Source organism: Streptomyces sp. NPDC091649, assembly GCF_044756785.1.
GTDB lineage: Bacteria > Actinomycetota > Actinomycetes > Streptomycetales > Streptomycetaceae > Streptomyces.
The window spans coordinates 187120-205769 of the sequence record NZ_JBIVTR010000006.1; the positions used below are offsets into that span (position 1 = coordinate 187120).

The 18650-nt window shown below is 74.8% G+C and carries 18 protein-coding genes; 14 read left to right on the forward strand and 4 right to left on the reverse strand.

The window, feature by feature from the left end; translation table 11 throughout:
- The first annotated feature begins 69 nt into the window (after positions 1-69).
- From ACIQMU_RS13900 to ACIQMU_RS13910, 3 genes are all read left to right on the forward strand, one after another.
- Entirely contained in the window at positions 70-1053 is a 984-nt protein-coding gene (locus ACIQMU_RS13900; RefSeq protein ID WP_352241210.1) for an ABC transporter ATP-binding protein, read from the forward strand.
- An 88-nt stretch (positions 1054-1141) separates the two neighbouring features.
- Positions 1142-1981 (forward strand): ABC transporter permease, encoded by an 840-nt coding sequence (locus ACIQMU_RS13905; RefSeq protein ID WP_352241086.1) that lies wholly within the window; start codon positions 1142-1144, stop codon positions 1979-1981.
- Between the two features lie 43 nt (positions 1982-2024).
- Complete coding sequence (locus ACIQMU_RS13910; RefSeq protein ID WP_352241087.1) at positions 2025-2765, forward strand: ABC transporter permease; 741 nt, start codon at positions 2025-2027, stop codon at positions 2763-2765.
- A 46-nt stretch (positions 2766-2811) separates the two neighbouring features.
- Here the strand turns inward: ACIQMU_RS13910 and ybaK are convergent, their stop codons facing one another.
- The 4 genes from ybaK to ACIQMU_RS13930 all read right to left on the reverse strand — a co-directional run bounded on the left by ybaK (position 2812) and on the right by ACIQMU_RS13930 (position 7044).
- Positions 2812-3315 carry a Cys-tRNA(Pro) deacylase gene (gene ybaK, locus ACIQMU_RS13915; protein WP_352241088.1) on the reverse strand — a complete coding sequence of 168 codons (504 nt, stop codon included), beginning with the start codon at positions 3313-3315 and terminating at the stop codon, positions 2812-2814.
- 16 nt (positions 3316-3331) lie between these two features.
- On the reverse strand, positions 3332-4096 hold the full coding sequence (locus tag ACIQMU_RS13920; protein ID WP_352241089.1) for an LON peptidase substrate-binding domain-containing protein: 765 nt from the start codon (positions 4094-4096) through the stop codon (positions 3332-3334).
- Positions 4097-4101: 5 nt separating this feature from the next.
- A complete protein-coding gene (locus ACIQMU_RS13925) occupies positions 4102-5142 on the reverse strand; it encodes a hypothetical protein (RefSeq protein ID WP_352241090.1) in 1041 nt (346 codons plus the stop codon).
- A 300-nt stretch (positions 5143-5442) separates the two neighbouring features.
- A complete protein-coding gene (locus ACIQMU_RS13930) occupies positions 5443-7044 on the reverse strand; it encodes an oxidoreductase (RefSeq protein ID WP_402688916.1) in 1602 nt (533 codons plus the stop codon).
- A 185-nt stretch (positions 7045-7229) separates the two neighbouring features.
- On the opposite strand from ACIQMU_RS13930, the gene hisD reads away from it, so the two are divergent.
- The 11 genes from hisD (at position 7230) to ACIQMU_RS13985 (ending at position 18547) form a co-directional block, all read left to right on the forward strand.
- Positions 7230-8552: a histidinol dehydrogenase gene (gene hisD, locus ACIQMU_RS13935; RefSeq protein ID WP_352241092.1), complete on the forward strand. Its 1323-nt coding sequence runs from the start codon at positions 7230-7232 to the stop codon at positions 8550-8552.
- Positions 8549-9676: a histidinol-phosphate transaminase gene (locus ACIQMU_RS13940; RefSeq protein WP_402688917.1), complete on the forward strand. Its 1128-nt coding sequence runs from the start codon at positions 8549-8551 to the stop codon at positions 9674-9676. The genes hisD and ACIQMU_RS13940 overlap by 4 nt, the downstream gene beginning before the upstream one ends.
- The gene (gene hisB, locus ACIQMU_RS13945) at positions 9673-10269 is read left to right on the forward strand and encodes an imidazoleglycerol-phosphate dehydratase HisB (protein WP_402688918.1); all 597 of its coding nucleotides are present in this window, start codon (positions 9673-9675) and stop codon (positions 10267-10269) included. Before ACIQMU_RS13940 ends, hisB begins: the two co-directional genes overlap by 4 nt.
- On the forward strand, positions 10266-10433 hold the full coding sequence (locus ACIQMU_RS13950) for a hypothetical protein (protein WP_003969742.1): 168 nt from the start codon (positions 10266-10268) through the stop codon (positions 10431-10433). The genes hisB and ACIQMU_RS13950 overlap by 4 nt, the downstream gene beginning before the upstream one ends.
- Positions 10434-10443: 10 nt before the next feature.
- Positions 10444-11085, forward strand: coding sequence for an imidazole glycerol phosphate synthase subunit HisH (gene hisH, locus ACIQMU_RS13955; RefSeq protein WP_352241095.1), 642 nt, complete (start codon positions 10444-10446; stop codon positions 11083-11085).
- On the forward strand, positions 11085-11810 hold the full coding sequence (gene priA / locus ACIQMU_RS13960) for a bifunctional 1-(5-phosphoribosyl)-5-((5-phosphoribosylamino)methylideneamino)imidazole-4-carboxamide isomerase/phosphoribosylanthranilate isomerase PriA (protein ID WP_352241096.1): 726 nt from the start codon (positions 11085-11087) through the stop codon (positions 11808-11810). The genes hisH and priA overlap by 1 nt, the downstream gene beginning before the upstream one ends.
- Positions 11807-12214, forward strand: coding sequence for a RidA family protein (locus ACIQMU_RS13965; protein ID WP_352241097.1), 408 nt, complete (start codon positions 11807-11809; stop codon positions 12212-12214). The genes priA and ACIQMU_RS13965 overlap by 4 nt, the downstream gene beginning before the upstream one ends.
- Positions 12211-12966, forward strand: a complete 756-nt coding sequence (gene hisF, locus ACIQMU_RS13970; protein ID WP_352241098.1) for an imidazole glycerol phosphate synthase subunit HisF — start codon at positions 12211-12213, stop codon at positions 12964-12966. Before ACIQMU_RS13965 ends, hisF begins: the two co-directional genes overlap by 4 nt.
- A gap of 199 nt (positions 12967-13165) precedes the next feature.
- Positions 13166-14086 (forward strand): alpha/beta hydrolase, encoded by a 921-nt coding sequence (locus ACIQMU_RS13975; RefSeq protein WP_352241099.1) that lies wholly within the window; start codon positions 13166-13168, stop codon positions 14084-14086.
- 145 nt (positions 14087-14231) lie between these two features.
- Positions 14232-17084, forward strand: a complete 2853-nt coding sequence (locus ACIQMU_RS13980) for a LuxR C-terminal-related transcriptional regulator (protein ID WP_352241100.1) — start codon at positions 14232-14234, stop codon at positions 17082-17084.
- Between the two features lie 191 nt (positions 17085-17275).
- Entirely contained in the window at positions 17276-18547 is a 1272-nt protein-coding gene (locus ACIQMU_RS13985; protein WP_402688919.1) for a PucR family transcriptional regulator, read from the forward strand.
- Positions 18548-18650: the final 103 nt, after the last annotated feature.

The window sequence follows — 18650 nt, forward strand, 5'->3', positions numbered from 1 at the left end:
GCATGTGACCCCGTACCCTCGTACCTCGTGAGTACGGGCACAGCACAGGCGCAGAGGGACACCGGCACCGTGTGCGCGGTGCGGGATCTGGTCAAGACCTATCCCGCCGTCCGGGGCCGCCGCGGCGCCCCCGCGACGCCCGAGGTACGCGCCACCGACGGCATCAGCCTGGACGTGGAGCGCGGTGAGATCTTCGGACTGCTGGGCCCCAACGGCGCCGGCAAGTCCACCCTGGTCCGCCAGCTCACCGGGTTGATGCGGCCCGACTCCGGCAGCGTCGAGGTGCTGGGCCACGACCTCGTACGCCACCCCGAGCGGGCCTCCCGGCTGATCGGCTACCTCGGGCAGGAGTCCACCGCCCTCGACGAACTGACCGTCTCCCTCGCCGCCGAGACCACCGGACGGCTGCGCGGCCTCGCCGTACGGGACGCCCGCGCCGCGCGCGACGCCGTCCTGGAGGAACTGGGTCTCACCGCGATCGCCGGGCGGCCCCTGAAGAAGCTCTCCGGCGGCCAGCGCCGGCTCGCCTGCTTCGCCGCCGCCCTCGTCGGCGACCGGCCCGTCCTGGTCCTCGACGAGCCGACCACCGGAATGGACCCGGTCGCCCGCCGCGCCGTCTGGGCCGCCGTCGACCGCCGCCGGGCGGAGCGCGGGGCCACGGTCCTGCTGGTCACCCACAACGTGATCGAGGCCGAGACCGTCCTCGACCGGGTCGCCGTCCTGGAACGAGGCCGGGTCATCGCCTGCGACACCCCCGCCGGCCTCAAGGAACAGGTCGCCGGAGAGGTGCGCGTCGAGCTGGTGTGGCGCGAACGGGCCCCGCTGGACGTACCCGAGGTGGCGGCGCTGCGGCCGTCCGCCCAGGAGTCCGGGCGGCGCTGGGTGCTCCGGCTCGGCCCGGACGAGGCACGGGCCGCGGTCGCCGCGGTGACGGGCGGCGCGGCCTTCGCCGCGCTCGACGATTTCACCCTGGCCACGCCCAGCCTGGAAGATGTCTATCTCGCGCTCGGGGGAGACGCGGCCAATGCGACCAAGGGGCTGGTGAAGGCGTGAGAGGCGTGGGGAACGTGCACGCGGCGGACGCCGCGGACGTACGCGACAGGTGGGACGGGTTGGACGTGTCTAAGGGGAGCGGCCTCAGGTGACGAGCATCATTCCGGCCCGGACCGCACCGCCGCGCGTCCCGCCCGCGCCCGGCTCCTCCGGCACGGGCCCCCGTACGGTCGCCGCACCCCTGGCGCCGCGTGCCCGGCTGCTGCCCTCGCTGGCCGCCGTCTACCGCGCCCAGCTCTCCCGGGCGCGGGTCGCCCGGATACCGCTCCTTTTCGTGGCGACCTTCCAGTCCGTCGGGATCATGGTGCTGATGCGCGGTGTCGTGGACGGCGGTGCGGAGGCCCGCGCGGTGGTCGCGGGATCCAGCGTCCTGGTCGTCGCCTTCGTCGCGCTCAACCTGCTCGCCCAGTACTTCGGGCAGCTGCGGGCGGGCGGCGGGCTCGACCACTACGCCACCCTGCCCGTGCCGCCCGCCGCGGTGGTGCTCGGGGCGGCCGCCGCCTACGCCTCGTTCACCGTGCCCGGAACAATCTTCACCGCGATCACCGGGAGCGTGCTGTTCCAGCTGCCGATGACCCATCTGTGGGTCCTGGTGGCCGTCGTCCCGCTCTCCGGCGCCGCCCTGGCCGGTCTGGGCGCGGCGCTCGGACTGCTCGCCCCGCGCCCGGAGCTGGCGACCCTGCTGGGGCAGCTGGGAATGTCCGCCGCCCTGCTGCTCGGGGTGCTGCCGGCCGGCCGGCTGCCGGAGCCGGTGGGGTGGGCGCGCGACCTGCTGCCCTCGACGTACGGGGTGGAGGCGCTGGCCCGGTCCTTCGACGCCCGCCCGGACTGGGGGCTCATCGCCTTCTACCTCGCGATCTGCGCGGCGGTGGGGGTTCTCTCGCTGGCCGTGGCGACGTGGGCGTACCGGCGGGCCGCCGTACGGTAGCCGACGGGGCACGGGTGCGGCGGCCGGTGAGGCGGCTCGCCGGGTGGCCTGGCACGATGGCACGGTGACCGCACCACTGACGCCGCCTCACCAGCCCGGCCCCCACGACCCGTGGCAGGCCCCGCCCTCGGGCTCCCACCTCGCGCCCTCCTCGCACGCGCCGGACGACCCGGACACGGCCACGGAGCTCCGTCAGGCCGCCGTCGTCCTCGTCCTGGTCGCGCTCGCGGGCATCGCGCTCGGACTGCTGTGGCTGTGGCTCGCGCCGCGCGTTCCGCTGGTCTCCGACGACACGGCCGTCTTCCTGGGGAACAGCGAGGGCGAGGAGGCGATCGGAGCGGACGGAACGTTCGTCCTGCTGGCCCTCGGCTTCGGCGCGCTCTCGGCGGCCGCCGTCTTCTGGCGGCTGCGCCGCGGGGGCGTCTTCGTGGTCGTGGCGCTGGCGCTGGGCGCGCTGCTCGGCTCGCTGCTGGCCTGGCGGGCCGGCATCTGGCTGGGGCCGTCCTCCGACGTGGTGGGCCGGGCCCGGGAGGCCGGGCAGGGCGTGACGTTCGACGCCCCGCTGGAACTGCACGCGGTGTGGGCGGCGCTGCTGGCGTGGCCGTTCGCGGCGATGGGCGTCCATCTGCTGCTCACCGCGGCGTTCGGGCCGCGGGACGTCGAGCCGGGGTGGTCGGGCTTCCCGGAGTATTACGGGGGGCCGGTTCAGGGACCCCCGGCGGGGCCGTGGTCCGCGTCGTCGGAGCCGCCGTCGGGGCCCGGCGCGTCAGGCGGGCCCGCCTGACGGAATCTCCCGTAACCCCTGGCCGTCGTCGTGCGCCCGCCAGGGACTACGGGACAGGCCGCGCGATCTCCGCGAACACCGCTCCCGTCAGCTCCGCCAGATCCGTCGCCGCCAGCTCGACCTCCAGGCCGCGGCGGCCCGCCGACACGCAGATCGTGGCGTGGTCGCGCGCCGACGCGTCCAGCACCGTGCGCAGGCGCTTGCGCTGGCCCAGGGGCGAGATGCCGCCGCGTACGTAGCCGGTGGTGCGTTCGGCGGCGGCCGGGTCCGCCATCGCCGCGCGCTTGCCGCCGACCGCGGACGCCAGGGCCTTGAGGTCCAGGGAGCCGGCCACCGGGACCACCGCGACCGTCAGAGAGCCGTCCACGTCCGCCACCAGGGTCTTGAAGACCCGGTCGGGGGAGACGCCGAGCGCCTCGGCGGCTTCCTCCCCGTAGGACGGGGAGGCCGGGTCGTGCTCGTAGACGTGGACCGTGAAAGCGGTGCCCGCGGCGGTCAGGGCGACCGTGGCGGGGGTGCCGCCCGACTGCTTCTTCGGCTTCTTGGCCACCGGGAGGGGTCCTCGTTCAGTTGGGGTAGGTGGGGGCGCGGGTCAGGTCGGTCGCGGGCAGCGAGGGCAGGTGCCGGATGACCGCGGTCTCCTTGCGCAGCAGTGTCAGCTCCTCGCGCAGCCGGGTCGCGGTGTCCGGGGCCTGGAGCAGGCGCTGCTTGGTGGGGACGTCCAGCACGGTGGCCGCCGCCACCAGGTAGGAGATCACCGACGGGTCGTCGGGGAGCTCGGAACCGGTCGCCAGTGAGCGTTCGCTCGCTCCGGCCAGCCTCTTCTGGTAGGCGCGGAAGGCCCGCAGGACGCCTTCGGCGAGCGCTCCCGCCTCGTCGCCCTCGCCCTCGGCGGGCGGTTCCTCGGCCAGATCCTCGACCTCGGCGGTCAGATACGGGCCGCTCGACTCGACGGACAGCAGCCTGACCCGGCTGGTGCCGGTGGCCAGGACCTCGAAGCTGCCGTCGGCGCGCTCACGGATCGTCGCCGCGTCGGCGACGCAGCCGACCCGGTGGAAGCTCTGGATCGGATCGGGGCCGAAGCCCTCCGCCGGGGCGCGCTCGGCGGGAGGGGCCGCCGCGACGGTGTCGGGCATGCCGGTGGCCGTCGGGGCGGTCTCGCGGCCGTCGCGGATCGCGACCACGACGAAGCGGCGAGGTTCGTCCTCGGCACTCTTCAGCAGCTCCCGCAGCATGGCGCGATATCGCTCTTCGAAAACGTTGAGCGGCAGCACCAGGCCGGGGAACAGCACCGCGTTGAGCGGGAAAAGGGGAAGGCGGGCGGTGGTCACAACGCTCAAGCGTAATGGCCCCGGGGGCGGCTGTGGTCGGCCCGGTCGCGCAAAGGGGCCGGGGAGGCCGCCCGGAGCCGTGCCCGGTCCCGCGAGTCCAGGAAGAGGCCGAGGGGGTCCTCGGACACCGACGCCCACGGGAACGACGTCGCGCAGGGGCCGATGAGGTGGAACTGGTCCAGCGCCTCGGCCCAGCGGCCCCGGTCGAGCAGGACGTACGCGAGGACGTTGCGGACCTCGGCCGGCCACGGGTCGCCGGGCCGGTAGGCGGCGGAGAGCCTGATCGCCAGGTCTGCCGCCGCGTCGATCCGTTCCTCCAGTACGGAGGTGGTCCGGCCCGCCGCCTGGCTGTCCAGGAGCAGCGCGAAGGCCGCCCGGACCGGCAGGGCCTGCACCAGGGAGCCGGGCAGCGCGTCCTCGGCCGCCCGCTCGGCGAAGTCGAAGCACTCGCGGTGCGAGCCGTACCAGGCGGCGGAGAGGTAGCGCAGCGCCGCCACATGGCAGCCGTAGTGGTGCGTGGAGCGCCGTACGGCCTGCTCCCACAGCGACTCGAAGACGGTGTGCGTGGCGTGGGTGCCGCGCGCGTGGTCCAGGGCGAGCCGCCACGGCACGGGGTCGCGCGGGTCCGCCTCGGCGGCGGCGGTGATCAGCGGGCCCACCTCGCGGAGCCGTTCCGCGCGGGCGGGCGACTCCCAGGCCCGGCGGACCGACAGCTCCGCCTTCACCAGCAGCGCGTCCGGGTCGCGCGGGGCGGCGGCCAGCCAGTCGACGAGCCAGCCGTCCCGGCCGCGGGCGAAGGCGACGAGCCGGCCGAGATAGCGGTCCCGGTTCTCCCAGTCGGCCGCGTCCCGTGTGGCGGCGAGCAGCTCGGCGGCCGGTTCGTGGTCGCCCAGCGCGGCGGCCACGAGCGCGGGGGAGAGCCGCGTGTCCGGGGCGTCGAGCAGCACCGCGTCGTCCGCGGGCCGTCCGGCGGGCGGCGGAGGGCCGTGCCGGACCAGGCGCGCGGTACGGAGCAGAGCGCGAAGGAATGCCATGGTGCAGACCATTGAAAAGCGCTGGTGAGGGGTGCGCCAGAGGTGTGCTGTGAAGCTTCTGTGCCGAGTGAACGGGTTGTACCGGGGCGGGTCAAGAATGGGCAAAGGAAGTGTTCGTCGATGGCTTGTTCACGCCCATCCGCGGTGCGTTTTCCTCCCCGGAGGCCACCGGGTCACCGGGTTACCGGGTCACGGGGGTCGCCGGGCCGTGGAGGTCACGGGGCCGCCGGGGCACCCGGTCATGGGGCCTCCGGGGCCGGGCGGCCGGGCCCCGGGCCCGGCCGCCCGTGACCGTGCGGGAACGCCTCCGGATCAGCCCCGGCGCAGCATCCGCGAGGCCCCCGCCGCCACGGTGGTGGCCAGAACCCACCCCACCAGCACCAGGCCGGCCGCCGCCCACTGCCAGGCGTCCTCCATCCGCCAGTAGCCGTCCTGCCCGAGGTTGATCACCGGGATCAGCAGATCCAGCGCGTACAGCGCGGGATTCCACTGCGGGTGCTCGTCGCCCTTGATCGAGCGCGGAACCTGCTGCGAGAAGGCCGCCGTGCCCGCCGCCCACAGCACCGCCATCCACACCGCGGCCCGCCCCGGCCGGTAGCCGTACGCCACCGTCCAGTCCTGGAGGTACCCCCACGCCTTCGCCGCGGGCGGCAGCGTCTCCCGGCGGCGACGCTGCTTGGCGAGCAGCACCTCGCGCGCGTCCGCGTCCTCGCCGCAGCTGCGCATCACCGTCGCGAGCCGCTCGTACGGCTCGGGGACGTACTCCGGGGTCGCGGCCTGCACCCACTCCAGGCGCCGGGAGAGCGGGAAGTGGCCGTAGGGGACGAGGTTCTCGTAGACGAAACCGCCCATCGCGAGGCCGCCGGGGCCCGGCCAGCTCGTCGACAGGTCGATCAGGGTCACGACTTTCGCGCCGTTCAGGACGACCCGGCCCTCCTCCGGGCGCTCCGCGTTGAACCGCAGCTCCGGTGTAACGATTCGGCGCAGCGACAGCTCCTCCTGCCGGGTCATGGTGAACCGGGCCTTGTGCAGGTCCACCGCGTCCCCGAACCGCCCGTCGTCCAGGCGCACCCCTCCCCGGCACTCGAAGACCTGCGAGCGGGTGCCGCGCGCCGGGGTCGGGGCGTAGACCACGCCGTAGGGGGGAGTGGTGCCCTGGTTCCCCGTGTCGACGCTCACCCACGCCTCGCTCATGTAGAGCGTGCGCTCCACCGTCAGCTGCGGGGCGTTCAGCGCGCGCCGGTCCGCCGCGGCGCGCAGGCGGCTGCCGCGCAGGCTCAGCGAACCGCCCACCTTCGCCCCGCGCAGACTCAGCTCGCCGAGCGTCTCGATCATCTCCGCCTGGAGGTCCTGCGCGACCGCCATGCCGTCCCCGACGACGGCCCGCCCGTGCCGGTCGGGGCCGACGCTGAGCTGGTTGATCAGGAGATCGGTGCCGATCTGGGCGTCGGTCAGCCGGATACCCCGGTCGATCCGGCAGCGCGGCAGATGCAGATCGCCCTCCGTGTGCAGCCGCGCCGCCTCCAGCCGGGGCAGCGCGCAGCCCACCAGCCGCAGGGTCGTGAAGTGGCACTCGGGGAGCACCACCTCCTGCTCGAAGCGGCAGCCGGTCAGCTCCACGTACGGAGATACCCGGCCACCCGCCAGATCCAGCTTTCCGGTGATCCGCACCCCCCGGAGCTTCAGCGCCGCCACCCGCCCGGGCCGGGCCGGCGGGCCGCTCAGCAGCAGCCGCGCCACCGTGCGCGCGCCGACGCTCCGCTCGGGCCCCCACGCCTGCGGGGCGAACGGATCGTTGTGCGTCGGGTCGTAGCTGCGTAAGTCGTAGGTGGTCCCGTTGCGGAAGGACTGCCACATGCCCAGCTCCGCTGCGCTGAGGCCGTCCGGGATGTCGCCTTCGTGCGGCTCGGTCACGGCCGCTCCCTCCGTGCACACATGCTGTAGTGCTGTTCTTCCCTCTGTGTGACGCCATGAAAGCTAGCGGTCAGCAGTGACAGCCGGACATGGCCGATACGCGTATCGGCCAGTGATACGGGCGACCGGTATCAGCCAGTGATACGGACGACCGGCCGCTCGGAGCGGTCTGAGAGAATTGCCGTGTGATCTCTCGAATCGATCTGCGCGCTGACGCCCTCCCCGAGGGCGCCGCCCTGCGCGACCTGCTGCCCCGTGCCGAGTTCGACGTGGAAGCCGCCCTGGAGACGGTGCGGCCCATCTGCGAGGACGTGCGCCATCGCGGCTCCGCGGCAGTGATCGACTGGGGGGCGAAACTCGACGGTGTCCGGATCGAGTCGGTCCGGGTGCCCGCCGACGCCATCTCCCGCGCCCTCCAGGAGCTGGATCCGGCCGTCCGGGCCGCCCTGGAGGAGTCGATCCGCCGCGCCCGCCTCGTCCACCGCGAGCAGCGCCGCACCACGCACACCACCCAGGTCGTCCCCGGCGGCACCGTCACCGAGAAGTGGGTGCCCGTCGAGCGCGTCGGGCTCTACGTCCCCGGGGGCCGCTCGGTCTACCCCTCCTCCGTCGTGATGAACGTCGTCCCGGCCCAGGAGGCGGGCGTCGAGGGCGTCGCCGTAGCCTCCCCGCCGCAGAAGGACTTCGGCGGGCTGCCCCACCCCACGATCCTCGCCGCCTGCGCCCTGCTCGGCGTCGACGAGGTGTACGCCGCCGGCGGCTCCCAGGCCGTCGCGATGTTCGCGTACGGCACCGAGGACTGCCTCCCGGTCAACCTGGTCACCGGCCCCGGCAACATCTACGTCGCCGCCGCCAAGCGCCTCCTCAAGGGCCGCATCGGCATCGACGCCGAGGCCGGGCCCACCGAGATCGCGATCCTCGCCGACGCCACCGCGGACCCGGCGCACGTGGCCGCCGACCTGATCAGCCAGGCCGAGCACGACCCGATGGCCGCCGCCGTCCTGGTCACCGACTCCGAGGAGCTGGCCGCCGCGACCGAGGCCGAGCTGGCCCCCCAGGTCGCCGCCTCCAAGCACGTCCAGGACCGCATCGAGCCCGCCCTCGCCGGCCGCCAGTCCCGAATCGTCCTGGTCTCCTCCATCGAGGACGGCCTCAAGGTCGTCGACGCGTACGGCGCCGAGCACCTGGAGATCCAGACCGAGGACGCCGCCGCCGTCGCCGACCGGGTCCGCAACGCCGGAGCGGTCTTCGTCGGCCCCTTCTCGCCCGTCTCGCTCGGCGACTACTGCGCCGGCTCCAACCACGTCCTGCCCACCGGTGGCTGCGCCTGCCACTCCTCGGGCCTGTCCGTGCAGTCCTTCCTGCGCGGCATCCACATCGTCGAGTACAGCCGCGACGCGCTCGCCGAGGTCGCCCACCACGTCGTGACCCTCGCCGAGGCGGAGGACCTCCCCGCCCACGGCGCCGCGCTCAAGGCGAGGTTCGGCTGGAAGGTTCCGCAGCAGTGACGAACGACACCGCGCCCCGCAACCCCTGGGACGAGCTCCCCATCCGCGACGAACTCCGCGGCCAGTCCCCGTACGGGGCGCCCCAGCTCGACGTCCCCGTACGCCTCAACACCAACGAGAACCCCTACCCGCTCCCCGAGGCGCTGGTCGACCGGATCGCCGACCGGGTCCGCGAGGCCGCCCGCGGCCTCAACCGCTACCCCGACCGGGACGCCGTCGAACTGCGCACCGAACTGGCCCGCTACCTGAGCCGCACCGCCGGACACGAGGTGACGACCGCCAACGTGTGGGCCGCCAACGGCTCCAACGAGGTCCTCCAGCAGCTGCTCCAGACCTTCGGCGGCCCCGGGCGCACCGCGATCGGCTTCGAACCCTCGTACTCCATGCACGCCCTGATCTCCCGGGGCACCGGCACCGGCTGGCTCTCCGGACCGCGCAACGAGGACTTCACCATCGACGTCGACGCCGCCCGCGCCGCCATCGCCGAGCACCGCCCCGAGGTCGTCTTCATCACCTCGCCCAACAACCCCACCGGCACCGCCGTCGACGCGGAGACCGTCCTCGCCCTGTACGACGCCGCGCAGGCCGCCGGGGACTCGATGGTCGTCGTCGACGAGGCTTACGGCGAGTTCAGCCACCACCCCTCGCTGCTCCCGCTGATCGAGGGCCGACGCAACCTGGTCCTGTCCCGGACCATGTCCAAGGCGTTCGGCGCGGCCGGGCTGCGCCTGGGCTACCTCGCCGCCGACCCGGCCGTGGTCGACGCGGTCCAGCTGGTGCGGCTGCCCTACCACCTCTCCTCCGTCACCCAGGCCACCGCGCTCGCCGCCCTGGAGCACACCGATACGCTGCTGGGGTACGTCGCGCAGCTCAAGAGCGAGCGCGACCGGCTGGTGGCCGAGCTGCGCGCCACCGGCTACGAGGTCACCGACTCGGACGCCAACTTCGTCCAGTTCGGCCGCTTCGACGACAGCCACGCCGTCTGGCAGCGGATCCTCGACCGGGGCGTCCTGGTCCGGGACAACGGCGTACCGGGATGGCTGCGGGTCTCCGCGGGAACCCCGGCAGAGAACGACGCGTTCCTCGATGCGGTACGCGAACTCAAGAAGGAGCACGACGCATGAGCCCCCGCGTAGGCCGCGTGGAACGCACCACGAAGGAAACATCCGTGCTCGTCGAGATCAACCTCGACGGCACCGGAAAGGTCGATGTCGCCACCGGGGTCGGCTTCTTCGACCACATGCTCGACCAGCTCGGCCGCCACGGACTCTTCGACCTCGCGGTCAAGACCGAGGGCGACCTGCACATCGACAGCCACCACACCATCGAGGACACCGCGCTCGCGCTCGGCGCCGCCTTCAAGCAGGCCCTCGGCGACAAGGTCGGCATCTACCGCTTCGGCAACTGCACCGTCCCGCTGGACGAGTCCCTCGCCCAGGTCACCGTCGACCTCTCCGGCCGCCCCTACCTCGTGCACACCGAGCCCGAGAAGATGGCGCCGATGATCGGCGAGTACGACACGACGATGACCCGGCACATCCTGGAGTCCTTCGTCGCCCAGGCGCAGATCGCCCTGCACGTCCACGTGCCGTACGGGCGCAACGCCCACCACATCGTGGAGTGCCAGTTCAAGGCGCTCGCCCGCGCCCTGCGCTACGCCTGCGAGCACGACCCCCGCGCCGCCGGCATCCTGCCCTCCACGAAGGGCGCCCTGTGACCGGCCTCAACACCATCCTGATCGTCGTCGGCCTCTTCCTGGCCGGCGGCGTCTACTCCTTCGCCAAGCAGGGGATGCCCAAGGGCGTCATCGTGCTGCTGTCGATCGGCTCCGTGATGTGCCTGGTGGCGGGCATCCTGCGGATCCAGGGCCTGTGGGACTGAGGGGCACGCTGTGACTGACACCAAGAAGGTCGTCGTCTTCGACTACGGCTTCGGCAACGTCCGTTCCGCCGAGCGGGCCCTCGCCCGGGTCGGCGCGGACGTCGAGATCACCCGCGACTACGACCGCGCCATGAACGCCGACGGGCTGCTCGTCCCCGGCGTCGGCGCGTTCTCCGCCTGTATGGACGGGCTGAAGCGCGCCCGTGGCGACTGGATCATCGGCCGCAGACTCTCCGGCGGCCGTCCCGTCATGGGCATCTGCGTCGGCATGCAGATCCTCTTCGAGCGCGGCATCGAGCACGGCGTCGAGACCGAGGGCCTGGACGAGTGGCCCGGCACGGTCGGCCCCCTGAAGGCCGACGTCGTCCCGCACATGGGGTGGAACACCGTCGAGGCCCCCGAGGACTCCCGGCTCTTCGCCGGCCTGGACGCCGAGGCCCGCTACTACTTCGTGCACTCCTACGCGGCGCACGACTGGTCCCTCGAAGTGACCAACGCCAAGATCCGTGCCCCCAAGGTCACCTGGGCCACGCACGGCGAACGCTTCGTGGCCGCCGTGGAGAACGGCGCGCTGTGGGCCACCCAGTTCCACCCCGAGAAGTCCGGCGATGCCGGCGCCCAGCTGCTGACCAACTGGATCGAGACGCTGTAATGCCGAAGCTTGAACTGCTCCCCGCCGTCGACGTCCGCGACGGCCAGGCCGTCCGCCTCGTGCACGGCGAGTCCGGCTCCGAGACCTCCTACGGCTCCCCGCTGGACGCCGCCCTCGCCTGGCAGAGCGCCGGCGCCGAGTGGCTGCACCTCGTCGACCTGGACGCCGCCTTCGGCACCGGCGACAACCGCGCCCTGATCGCGGAGGTCGCCGGGGCCATGGACATCAAGGTCGAGCTGTCCGGCGGCATCCGCGACGACGCCTCGCTCGCCGCCGCCCTCGCCACCGGCTGCCGCCGGGTCAACCTCGGCACCGCGGCCCTGGAGTCCCCCGAGTGGGTCGCCAAGGTCATCGCCGAGCACGGCGACAAGATCGCCGTCGGCCTCGACGTCCGCGGCACCACCCTGCGCGGCCGGGGCTGGACCCGCGACGGCGGCGACCTCTACGAGACCCTCGCCCGCCTCGACGCCGAGGGCTGCGCCCGCTACGTCGTCACCGACATCGCGAAGGACGGCACCCTCCAGGGCCCCAACCTGGGCCTGCTGCGGGACGTCTGCGCGGCCACCGACCGCCCCGTCGTCGCCTCCGGCGGGGTCTCCTCCCTCGCCGACCTCCGCGCCATCTCCCTCCTCGTCCCCGAGGGCGTCGAGGGCGCGATCGTCGGCAAGGCGCTGTACGCGAAGGCGTTCACACTGGAAGAGGCCCTCAAGGCGGTCGCCGCATGACGGACGCCGCTTCCCCCGTACGCCGGATCTCCACCGGCGCGCCCTGGGAGGAGAAGTTCGGCTACTCGCGCGCGGTCGAGCTCCCCAACGGGCTCGTCCTGGTAGCGGGCTGCACCTCCGTGGTCAACGGCCAGATCTCCGCGGGCTCCCCGTACGAGCAGGCGATCACCTCCTTCGACGTCGCGTTCGCGGCGCTGGAGCAGGTCGGTCTCACCCGCGAGGACGTCGTCCGCACCCGGATGTACATCACGCACGCCCGGGACGTGGAGGACATCGGCCGCGCCCACAAGGAGCTGTTCGACGCCGTGCGCCCCGCCGCGTCCATGATCATCGTGTCCGGTTTCGTGGACCCGAGCCTGGTCGTCGAGGTCGAGGTCGAGGCGTACCGCGGAGGCGCCCGATGAGCCTCTCCGTACGGGTCATCCCCTGCCTGGACGTCGACGGCGGCCGCGTCGTCAAGGGAGTCAACTTCCAGAACCTGCGCGATGCGGGCGACCCCGTCGAAATGGCCAAGCTGTACGACGCCGAGGGCGCCGACGAGCTGACCTTCCTCGACATCACCGCCTCCAGCGGCGACCGCGAGACGACGTACGACGTGGTCCGCCGCACCGCCGAGCAGGTCTTCATCCCGCTCACCGTCGGCGGCGGCGTCCGCACCCCGGACGACGTCGACAAGCTGCTGCGCGCCGGGGCCGACAAGGTCGGCGTCAACACCGCCGCCATCGCCCGCCCCGACCTCCTCCGCGAGATCGCCGAACGTTTCGGACGCCAGGTCCTGGTGCTGTCGGTGGACGCCCGCCGGACCCCGGAGGGCACGTTCGAGGTCACCACGCACGGCGGCCGCAGGGGCACCGGCATCGACGCCGTCGAGTGGGCCCACCGGGCCGCGGAGCTGGGCGCGGGCGAGATCCTGCTCAACTCGATGGACGCCGACGGCACGAAGGACGGCTACGACACCGAGATGATCGAGGCGGTACGGCAGCACGTCACCGTCCCCGTCATCGCCTCCGGCGGCGCCGGCCGGCTCGGTGACTTCGCCCCCGCGATCGAGGCCGGCGCGGACGCGGTGCTCGCCGCGTCCGTCTTCCACTTCGGCGACCTGCGGATCTCCGAGGTCAAGGGAGCCTTGCGGGAAGCGGGGCACCCGGTCCGCTGAGCACGTACGGCCCGGAGGCGGTATCACCGGTCCGCCGAGACCGGTGATACCGCCGATGCGTATCCACGGTGCGCGGCGCGAGAGTGGCGAGCGCCGGCGAACGACGCCGGCGGCCACGCGGCGCACCCCGAAGGCCCCCGGACGGCGGGCCCGAGGTCCCCGCGTGGTGCGGTTCTCCCACCACCGAGAGGATCCCCCCGTGCAGCAGCACCTCCCCTCCGGCACCATCCCCCCGCGCCCGAGCCGCCCCCGTACGCTCGTGGGCCTGCTGACCGCCGCCGCGGCCACCGCCGGCCTCCTGATGACCGCCCTGGTCCCGGGCGCCCAGGCGGCCGACAACCCCTACGAGCGCGGTCCGGCCCCCACCAACGCCTCCATCGAGGCGAGCAGGGGCTCGTACGCCACCTCGCAGACCTCCGTCTCCTCGCTCGTCGTGAGCGGATTCGGCGGCGGCACCATCTACTACCCGACGTCCACCGCCGACGGCACCTTCGGCGCGGTCGTCATCTCGCCCGGCTTCACCGCCTACGAGTCCTCCATCGCCTGGCTCGGGCCCCGCCTGGCGTCCCAGGGCTTCGTCGTCTTCACCATCGACACCAACACCACGCTCGACCAGCCCGACAGCCGGGGCCGCCAACTCCTCGCGGCCCTCGACTACCTGACCGAGCGCAGCTCGGTGCGCAACCGCGTGGACGCCTCCCGCCTGGGAGTGATGGGCCACTCGATGGGCGGCGGCGGCAGCCTGGAGGCCGCCAAGAGCCGCACCTCGCTGAAGGCGGCGATCCCGCTGACCGGCTGGAACACCGACAAGACCTGGCCCGAACTGCGCACGCCCACCCTGGTGGTGGGTGCGGACGGCGACTCGATCGCCCCTGTCGCCTCGCACTCCGAGCCCTTCTACCGGTCGCTGCCCGCGTCCCTGGACAAGGCGTACCTGGAGCTGCGCGGCGCCTCGCACTTCACGCCGAACAGCTCGAACACGACGATCGCCAAGTACAGCATTTCCTGGCTGAAGCGATTCATCGACAACGACACCCGCTACGAGCAGTTCCTCTGCCCGATCCCGAGCCCGAGCCTGACCATCGCGGAATACCGGGGCAACTGCCCGCACACCGCCTAGCACCGGACGTTCCGCCCCTGCCGCACTGTGCTCCCGCACAGCGCGGCAGGGGCCCGGCTGGGAGCACGCACCGCACCGGGCCGCCCCCGCGCGGGACCCGGACGCGGCGCTTCCGCCCCCGCCGGCGCGCACGTACGGTGCCGGGGTGACCCTATCGACGACCGTGCGCAGTCCGCTCCGGCTGTACGGCCGGGACGATGAACTCGCCACTCTGGAAAGCCTGTCGGAGCTGACGCTGCGGGGCGGCGGAGGTGCGCTGGTGCTGGCCGCGCCGCCCGGCCTCGGCCGTACGGCGCTGCTGCGCGCGGCCGCCGGCGCGCACCGCGACCGGGGCCCCGTGCTGTACGCCCCGGCAGCCCCCGCGACGAATCCCGTGCCCTGCGGCGGGCTGCACGCCCTGCTCGGTTCGGCACCCGCCCCCACCGGTCCTCCGTCCGCCGCCCCGCCCCTCGGCGTCTCCCCCGCCGCGCTGGCCGGCCGGCTACGGGAACTCGCCTCCGGGCGCCCCCTGCTGGTCTGCGCCGACGACGCGCACACCTGGGACGCGGCCTCCCGGAGGGCCCTCGCCTCCGTGGCCCGACGGCTGGGCGCGGGCAGCCGGACCGCCGTCCTGCTCACCGCCGCCGACGGAGCGTCCTTCGCCGGACTGCCCACGCTCCACCTCGCGCCCCTCGGCCAGGACGCGGCCTCGGCGTTCCTGGACCGGCTGATCCCGGACGCGGAGGGCCCGGACCCGGTCGTGCGCGCCGAACTCCTCCGCGAGGCGGCCGGAAACCCCCGGCTGCTCGCCGGGCTCGCCGGTCGCCTCACCCCGGACCAGCTCGCCGGCCGTACCCCGCTCCCCTTCCCCCTGCCCGGCGGCGAAGCGGTGCTGGCCGCCCACGCCGAACGCCTCGACGGGCTCCCGGCCCCGACCCGCACGCTGCTCCTGCTCGCCGCCGCGGCCCAGGAACACGAACCGGAGGGCGCGGGGGCGGACGCCCTGCTCCTGCTGCGCGCGGGCACCCGCAGCGGACTGCCCCGCACCTTCCTGGACCGGGCCCTGTTCGGCGCCACCGTCACCGAAGGGCTCCTCCAACGAGCGGGCAGCCGCGTCCACTTCGCCCACCGCCTCGTCGCCCGCGCCGTGCTCCACCACGCCCCCCGGGCCCACCGCCGCGCCGCCCACGAACTGCTCGCCGCCCTGCTGACGGAGGCCGGGGACCGGCCCTCTCCGGAAGCCCGGGGTGCCGTACCGGCGGCCCGGGCCGCGCGCCCCGTCGCCCCGCCCCCGCCCGTCCCGCTCGCCGCCCTCGTCCAGCTGGCCTGTGCCACGCCCGGGCCGGACGCCCAACTGGCCGCCCGGCTCGAAACGGCCGCCGACGCCTCCTGCCCGCACGCCGAACGCTCCGCCGCCCTGGTCCGCGCCGCCCTGCTCTCCTCCGGGCCGGTACCGCGGGCGGCCCGGTTCGCCGCGGCGGCCGAGCAGGCGCGGCTGGCGGGCGACCCGTCCCTGGCCCGCGCCCTGCTGGCCAGGACCGGGCCTCTCCCGGCCGGCGCGCCGGGCCCGGAAGCCGAGCCCGCACGGGGCCTCGCCCCCTACGTCCACGGCATGCTGGCCCTGCGCTCCGGGCCAGCCGCCGACGCCCACGAGGCCCTGCTCGCCGCCGCCGCGCTGCTCGCGCCGCACGACCCCCGCCGGGCGCTCGGCGCCCTCCTCGGTGCGGCGGAGGCCGCCTGGGCGGCGGGGGACGCCTTCGGCTACCTCGACGCCATGAACCGCCTCGCCCTCCTCCCGACGGACGAGGGCCACGAGGGCCTGGAGCCCTACCGGGCCGGCATGTGCGCCGTACTGGAGGGCCGCACCGCCGAGGGCCACGCCCTGCTCCGCCGCTGCCTCGCCCCCGCACCGGACCCCGGCGCCCCGGCCGAGCTGCTCCGGGCCGGGGTCGCCGCCCTCGTCCTCGGGGACGTCGCCGCCGCCTGCCGCGTCGGAGCCCGCGCGCTCGCCGCCGTACGGACCAGGGGGCCCGACGCACTGCTGCCCCAGGCCCTCGAACACCTCGCCTACGCGGAGCTGCGGGCCGGCCGGCACGCCGGCGCGCGGGCCCACGCCCTGGAGGGGCTGCACGCCGCCCGCCGTACCGGGCAGCCCAACAGCTCCGCCCATCTGCACGCCGTCCTCGCCCTCGCCGCCTCCGTGGAGGGGCCCGCCGAGGCGTGCGCCGCGCACGGCGACGCCGCGCTGGCCGGGGCGGGGCCGCACGGGCTGGCCCAGGTCGTCACCCTCGCCACGTGGGCCCGGGCCCGCGCTGATCTGGCCTCCGGGCGGCCCGGCGAGGCGGCGGCACGGCTGGCCCCCCTCGTCGGGACCGGCCCCGGCCGGGGCCACTTCGCCGTACGGATGCTCGCCGTGCCCTGCTGGATCGAGGCCGTCGTCCTGGGCGGCCGGCCGCCGGAGGCGCCCGGCGGACTCCGCGCGGCACTCGACGAGTTCGCGGCCTGGACCACCCGGACCGGCGACCCGGGAGCACCCGCCCAACTGGCCCGCTGCCGCGCCCTGCTGGCCCCCGACGACGAGGTGGACGCCCGCTACGCCGAGGCCCTGGCCCACCACGGCCGGGCGGGCGGTGACTTCGAACGGGCCCGCACCCTCCTGCTGTACGGGCAGTGGCTGCGCCGCCGCCGGCGCACCCGGGAGGCCCGCGGCCCGCTGCGTGACGCGCTGGTCGCCTTCCAGCGCTGCTCGGCCCGTGCGTGGGCGGACCGGGCGGCGGGGGAGCTGCGGGCGGCGGGGGAGCCGGCCGGGCCCCGGCGCGACGCCGAGGGCGGCCCGCTGGCCGCGCTCACCCCCCAGCAGCAGCGCATCGCCCGCTGTGTCGCGGAAGGGGCCACCAACCGGGAAGTGGCGCTGCGGCTGTCGCTCAGCCCGCGCACGGTCGACCACCACCTGCGCAACGTCTTCGCCGCCCTGGGCATCCGCTCCCGCACCGAACTGGCCCGGCTGCTGGGCCCCTGAGCCCTCTCGGAGGCCGGGAGGTTGCGAGACCGTGATGACGAGTTCCGTGCAGACCCCTAGGTACCGACCGGGCGGTATGCCATTCTGCGGGCGTCAGGATCGTGTCGTCGCGCTCGCCGCGCTCGCCCCGCCGGGCCGGTGCGCCGGGCCCGCCGCTCGCGCGGCCGGGCCGATTCCCGGTGGAGGCCGCCATGCCACAGGTCGTACGTTCGCGGAGCGGGGCGCTGCACGGCCCGCCCCCGGCAACGCCGTTGCCGCCCCGCTTCCGGTCCCTGGCCGGCCGCGAGGCCGTCGAGGTGCTGCACCGGGCCGCCCGGGTCCTCGTCGCGTCGCTCCCGGCCCTCACCGACCGGCTCGTCGAGGCCCTGTACGCCCAGGAGCCCGGCTACCGGGCGGCCATCGACTCCGACCGGGCCGGGGTCCGGCGGGAGGTCCACCACTCGCTGCGGCACAACGTCGGCTCCCTGATCCAGCCCCGGGAGTTCCGGGAGCCCGCCCACCGCACCTCCCGCTGGATCGGTGAGGTCCGCGCCGAGCAGGGCGTGCCGCTCGACGCCGTCCTGCACGCCTTCCGGATGGGCGGCGCGATGGTCTGGCAGGACCTCGTGGACGAGACCGCCCGGCGCGACCCCGACGACGTCCGGCTGCTCGTCCATGTCGCCGCCGACGTGTGGAACTTCGTCGACGAACACTGCGGGATCGTCGCGGACGCCTACCGGCAGGCCGAGCGGCGGCTGTCCTGGCGGCGCGAGAACCGCCAGCGGCTCATGGTCGCCGCCCTGCTGGACGGCACCGCCCGGATCGCGGACCTGGCGGAGGCGGCCGCGATGCTGGGCCTGCCGGAGCAGGGCCGGTACGCCGTCCTCGCGGTGGCCGGCGGCCCGGGGCCCGCCCCGCACCCGCCGCTGGAGCTGCCCGCGACGCCGGGCGCCCCGGTGCTCTGGCACCCGGGCCAGGACGCCGCGTTCGCGATCCTGCCGCTGGCCGGCCCGCCCGGCGAGCTGAGCGCGCTGGCCGCCGCACTCGACGTGCCCGCCGGGGCCCGGGCCGGGATCGGCTCCGCCGTCGAGGGCCTGGCCGCCCTCGACGACGCCCGGCGGCTGGCGGAGACCGCGCTGCGCGCCTGCCCCGCGTCCGGGGGCACCGTCCTGCTCGACGAGCACCTCCCCGACGCCCTGGTCGTGTCCTCCCCGGCTCTCGCGGGGGCGCTCGCCGACCGGGTGCTGGGCCCGCTGGACCGCCTGGACCCCGCAGACCGCGACGTCATCGTGGAGACCCTCACCGCCTGGCTGGACGCGGACGGCTCGGCGCAGCGGGCGGGCGCGAAGCTCTACTGCCACCGCAACACCGTCCTCAACCGCCTCCGCCGCTTCGAACAGCTCACCGGCCGCTGCCTGACCCGCCCCCGGGACGCGGTGGAGGTGTCGCTCGCCCTGGCGGCGCGACGGCTCCTCGGGGGGTAGGCCCGGACGGGTTCGCGGAACGATGTCGCCGGCGCGGACTACAGGGTGCGGCAGCGGGCTTCGACGTCATCGCCGCCGGGGCCACGGGCGAAGGCCCGGCCGG